4 protein-coding genes are annotated in these 4,752 nt (G+C 63.7%); 3 read left to right on the top strand and 1 reads right to left on the bottom strand.

Annotated features, from left to right (window positions below):
- The coding region (locus tag GOPIP_RS14525; RefSeq protein ID WP_006370458.1) for a glycosyltransferase family 2 protein at positions 1 to 724 on the bottom strand (724 nt) is incomplete at its 3' end.
- 410 nt (positions 725 to 1,134) lie between these two features.
- Here GOPIP_RS14525 and GOPIP_RS29480 point away from each other — a divergent pair.
- From GOPIP_RS29480 to GOPIP_RS14505, 3 genes are read left to right on the top strand one after another with little or no spacing between them, the layout of a single operon-like run.
- Positions 1,135 to 2,724, top strand: coding sequence for an ATP-binding cassette domain-containing protein (locus tag GOPIP_RS29480; protein ID WP_238534741.1), 1,590 nt, complete (start codon positions 1,135 to 1,137; stop codon positions 2,722 to 2,724).
- 19 nt (positions 2,725 to 2,743) lie between these two features.
- On the top strand, positions 2,744 to 3,604 hold the full coding sequence (locus GOPIP_RS14510) for an ABC transporter permease (protein WP_006370456.1): 861 nt from the start codon (positions 2,744 to 2,746) through the stop codon (positions 3,602 to 3,604).
- On the top strand, positions 3,601 to 4,443 hold the full coding sequence (locus GOPIP_RS14505; RefSeq protein ID WP_006370455.1) for an ABC transporter permease: 843 nt from the start codon (positions 3,601 to 3,603) through the stop codon (positions 4,441 to 4,443). The genes GOPIP_RS14510 and GOPIP_RS14505 overlap by 4 nt, the downstream gene beginning before the upstream one ends.
- The last annotated feature ends 309 nt before the right edge of the window (positions 4,444 to 4,752 follow it).

Genomic DNA, 4,752 nt, shown 5'->3' with positions numbered 1-4,752 from the left:
CGTCGAGCGTCATCATCGCGGTGAGTCGGGTGTGCCCGTGTGCGCGTGCCGTCCGCCGACCGCCGAGAATGTAGTGGCGGTTGCGCCACGGCGACGTTCGCAGGCGCCGACAGGATGTCTCGGCCAGTAGTCGTGGATCAAATGCCACCCGCATTCCGCAGGCGGCCATTGACAAACCGACGTCGAGGTCCTCCCACACGTGTTTATCGGTGTGCAGGCGGTGACGGATCTGACGCCAGGCATCGCGGCGGAGGAAGTACGCGGGCCCGTGGACCGACCCGATCGATCCGCCCTCGGCCAGCTTGCCGTAGCTGCGTGCGGCCATCCGCTTCTGAAACTCCTCGAAGGGGGCGTCGGCCAGCAGGAGGGGCCCGGTGAGTGCGGAGAACTCGCGACCCCGGGGACCCGCGAGGAACTCCACTCCCAGTGCGGCCCAGTCGGGTCCGACACGTGTGTCCGCATCGACCTTGGCTATCAATTCTGATGTCGCCGAGTCGAGGCCACGACTTCGGGCCGCGTGAACGCCCTGGACCGGCTCGAACTCGTGACGGACCGCGGCATGGCGCGCTGCGTAGTCGGCGACCACCGAAGATGTTCGGTCGGTCGAGTTGTTGTCGACCACGATGATCTCGTCGATCGCTCTGGTCTGGGCGAGCAGGCTGTCGAGGCAGCCGGGCAACTGGGATTCCTCATTGTATGCAGGAATAACGACGGAAAGCTTCACCGATGATCTCCCGAAAATCTCTTGGTTTGGGCGTCGCGTCGTTAGCCAAGGTACACGTTTCTTGGAATTGCCTTGAATTCAACTGTGGGAATTGGTTGGGCGCCGAACGGGCGCCGATTGCTCGACGGTGACAGGCCCTTTGATCCGTCCACATTTGATCGAACGATCAAATGTGGACCTTCTGAAGCATCGCCGTCGTGAAAGACGGCAACCGCCGACCGGAGGAGGGGTAACTCTCGTCGATCGTTCGACGATAGGTTAGGGCGAGGATGAGCGTGTTGAAGCGGATCTGTGCGTAAGTTTGAATCGTGGACCCGCTGCCATCCGAGGGCGTCGGATCTCGCGGTACCGACCTCGGCGGAATCCCTCGTCTATTGTGCCGAAAGCGTCACCGAACGTAGAGGAAAGCAATGCCCGAAGCCCAGGAGTCTGTCTCGGCACGTGAGCCGAGGCATCGTAGGCATGCGAGCGTGCAGCCTGCCGACGAGGTCGATCCCTTCGACGAGCCGGACCCTGTCGAGCAGCAGCTTCGCCGCTGGCGCGCCGAGCGTGCCGCCGGTGCGGTGGCGTCGGAGCAAGTGCATTTCGGCTCGAATGGAACGACGTCGGCAAACGGTAACCCGCCTACTCGGCAGGGTGGTGAACCGGCTCGTCGCCCGGTCAATGGTTCGACTGCACCCGGTCCGGGCCTGGTTCATGGAGTCGCGCAGAACTCGCAACCGCCCCGGACTGATCCTCATGTTCGATCGCCGACGCCCCCGTCGGCGAGTTCGCCGACCGCTCCGCCGCTCAACGGGTACGCCCCGCCGCGAGACGATCGAGCACCTCAGAGCCGAGTGGATCCCACGCTTCACGAGACCCCAACGGCGACGTTCGGGGGACGTCCTTTCGTACAGCCGGTGCGCGATTCCGACGGTCGAGGGATCATCCCTGCGTCTCGGCCGTTGATACCCAGGTCACCTGGAACGGCCACTGCCGATCAAGGCGATGGCAGGGCAGCGGTCGGTGGCAAGGCAGTCGATGGGATCTCGCAGGCGGACGAGACGTCGTATGCGATCGTGGCGTCCGGGCTGCACAAACGATTCAAGGACACCATTGCTGTCGATGATGTGAGTTTCTCGGTGCCGCAGGGTCAGATCGTCGCGATCCTAGGACCCAACGGGGCAGGCAAGACCACGACGGTCAATATGCTCTGCACTCTTCTGACCCCCGACAAGGGCACGGCGACCGTTTACGGACACGACGTGGTCAATGAAGCCTCGGCCGTTCGCCGATCGATCATGTTGACCGGACAGTTCGCCGCGCTGGATGAGGCATTGACCGGCCGCGAAAATCTGGTCCTGTTCGGGCGATTGTTGGGCCTGTCGAAGTCCGTCGCGCGGGCACGCGCCGACGAACTGCTCGACATGTTCTCGTTGACCGACGCCGGTGCAAAACGGGTGGGCCAGTACTCCGGCGGTATGCGTCGGCGGATCGATATCGCGTGTGGCCTGGTGACGCAGCCCAAAGTGGTGTTCCTCGATGAGCCGACGACAGGGCTGGACCCTCGCAGCAGACAAGAGGTGTGGACCCTCGTCGAGCGACTTCGGGATTCGGGCGTGACGATTCTGCTCACCACGCAGTACCTCGAAGAAGCCGACGTCCTGTCCGACAACATTGTGGTGATCGACAAGGGGCGGGTGATCGCAGAGGGCACATCGGACGAGCTCAAACTGTCGATCGGCGCCGCGTATTGTGAGGTGACCCCGGCCCACGCACGGGATCTCGACGGGTTGCGAAGACTCTTCGCCGATCTGATCCCTGATGGTGGCGGTGGCGGCGACGACCATGTGGTTGCGGTTCCCGCACCACACGGTCCCGAAACTCTCGTCGAGGTGATCCGCAGAACCACCGAGGCCGGCATCGAGCTCAGCGATGTGGCAATGCGGCGCCCGTCGTTGGACGAGGTCTTCCTTGCGCTGACCGATCCGCGTCGTGACCGACCGGGAACGACATCGTGAGCCGGGTAGGAACTGCGCAATGAGTACAGGTCCCAAGGTGTCGGCCTTGGTGTCAGGGGGCATCCCAGCGTCGCCGGAGGTGACCCCGCCGGGCGGTGCCGGGGTGAGGCTCGACCCTCGGCCTCGGTCGCTGCAGCAGTGGTGGGCACTGACCTGCCGGGGCACCTCGAAGGTCTTCCGCAACGGTGAGCTGATCTTTGCCTTCATCTCGCCGGCTTTCCTGGCGGTCTGCTTTTACCTGCCTCTTCGCAGCATCATGAACGAGGCGCCCGGGATGAATTACGGCCAGTTCCTCATGCCGATCATCGTTCTGCAGTCGGTGGGCTTCGCAGCGTCGTCCGCGGCGATGCGGGCCGCCAATGACGGTGCCGAGGGCATCAACACCCGGTTTCGGGTTCTGCCCATGTCGGCAGCGATACCCATGCTTGCGCGAACCGCCACGAATCTCGTTCTGCTGGCGGTGTCCCTGCTGTGTGCGGCTGTCGCGTGTCTGATCATCGGCTGGAGAGCGGACGGGGGGGTGCTGGGCACCGTCGGGCTCTTCGCCTTGGCGGCGACCATCGGTGTTCTGTTTTCCCTGCTGGCCGACGGAATCGGTCTCTTGGCAGGCACACCGGAGGCGACCAGTCAGGCGATGACGCTGCCCACCCTCATCCTGGGAATGCTCTCGACCGGTTTTGTGCCCTTGGCCCAATTCCCCGAGTGGATTCAGCCGTTCGTGCGCAACCAGCCGATCTCGCAGTTCGCCGACTCGATGCGTGGCCTCGATGCGGGTACCGCGACGTGGGAGCTCGTGCGGCCCTCGCTGGCGTGGTGTGTCGGTCTGCTCGTCGCAGCGGTGGTGTTGTTGTTCCTCGGTGCCCGAAAGTCCCGCGGATGAGCGCCGAAGCGTCGCGGCGCCTCGACGATCTCGCCCCGCCCGCCCTCCACGTCCCCGAGGAGAGGTCGATCCGCGCGTGGTGGTCACAAAGCGTGCCGCTCACCGGGCGGCAGGTCGTCGTCTTCGTGCGGGACTTTCCGACTCTGCTGCAATCCTTGATCTTCCCCGCCCTGAGCATGCTGATGTTCAAGGTCGTCCTCGGAGATGCGATCGGGTCGGCCACCGGCCAGAACAGCGCGTACGGCACCGTGCCGCTCGTGATTCTGGTCGGAGCGATGTTCGGTTCGATCGCGTCGGCAACCAGGCTGAACCATGAACGTGCCACCGGCTTGCTCGCTCGTCTCTACGTGCTCCCGATCAACCGGGCGGCCGACTTGACCTCACGCGTCGGCGCCGAGCTGATCCGCATCCTGATCACGACCGTGATCCTGCTCGGAGCCGGCTTTCTCATCGGCTTCCGCTTCACGCAAGGTGCCGGCCCGGCGATCGGGCTGGTCGTGGTCGCGCTGGCCTATGGCGCCGCGTTCTCGATGATGACGCTGGCGTTGGCGGTCAATGCTCGACCAGGCGCCCCGATCGTGCCGTACCTGGGACTGGCGTCGAGCATGCTGATGTTCTTCAATTCAGGCTTTTCCCCGGTCAGCGCCTACCCCTCGTGGTTGCAGCCGGTGGTCGCCAACCAGCCCATGACCCCCGCCATCGAGGCGATGCGTGCACTCGCTGTGGGCGGCGCGCTCACCGAAAATCTCATCAAGGTGGCCGTGTGGGTTGTGGTGATCATCGGTTTGTCGCTTGTTCCCGCTTTGCGTGGATATCGGCGAGCTGCGCGGGACCGATGACAGGAAACCCACAGTTCGCCGGTGAAGCGAACAGTAATGTCACAGGAGACATGTCAAATTCGAGGTTGCGAATGTGCCACGACATGCCGGGTACGACTCGACATGTCCGATTCCGTTCGGTGTACACCGACCAGCGCAATTTATCGCGTAACGTCGTGCCTAATTGCCAGCGATTGAAAGAATGGACTGCGTCCACGGTTCACTCTTCCGCGCGACGCAGGAATGGCCCTCAAGTGCTGGTTTTGAGGTTCAGTCCGTGTCGTGGAAATGTGAATCGTCGGTGCAATTCAGGTCGGGACTCACGGCCCG

Origin of the sequence: Gordonia polyisoprenivorans NBRC 16320 = JCM 10675 (assembly GCF_000241325.1) — a bacterium.
Lineage (GTDB): Bacteria > Actinomycetota > Actinomycetes > Mycobacteriales > Mycobacteriaceae > Gordonia > Gordonia polyisoprenivorans.
The sequence above is the reverse complement of the archived record's forward strand: the minus strand, read 5'-3'. Positions and strand labels throughout refer to the sequence as shown.

Excerpts from the sequence above, each read along its gene's own strand:
- GOPIP_RS14510 (WP_006370456.1), top strand. The coding sequence starts at position 2,744 with ATGAGTACAGGTCCCAAGGTGTCGGCCTTGGTGTCAGGGGGCATCCCA.
- GOPIP_RS14505 (WP_006370455.1), top strand. The coding sequence starts at position 3,601 with ATGAGCGCCGAAGCGTCGCGGCGCCTCGACGATCTCGCCCCGCCCGCC.
- GOPIP_RS29480 (WP_238534741.1), top strand. The coding sequence starts at position 1,135 with ATGCCCGAAGCCCAGGAGTCTGTCTCGGCACGTGAGCCGAGGCATCGT.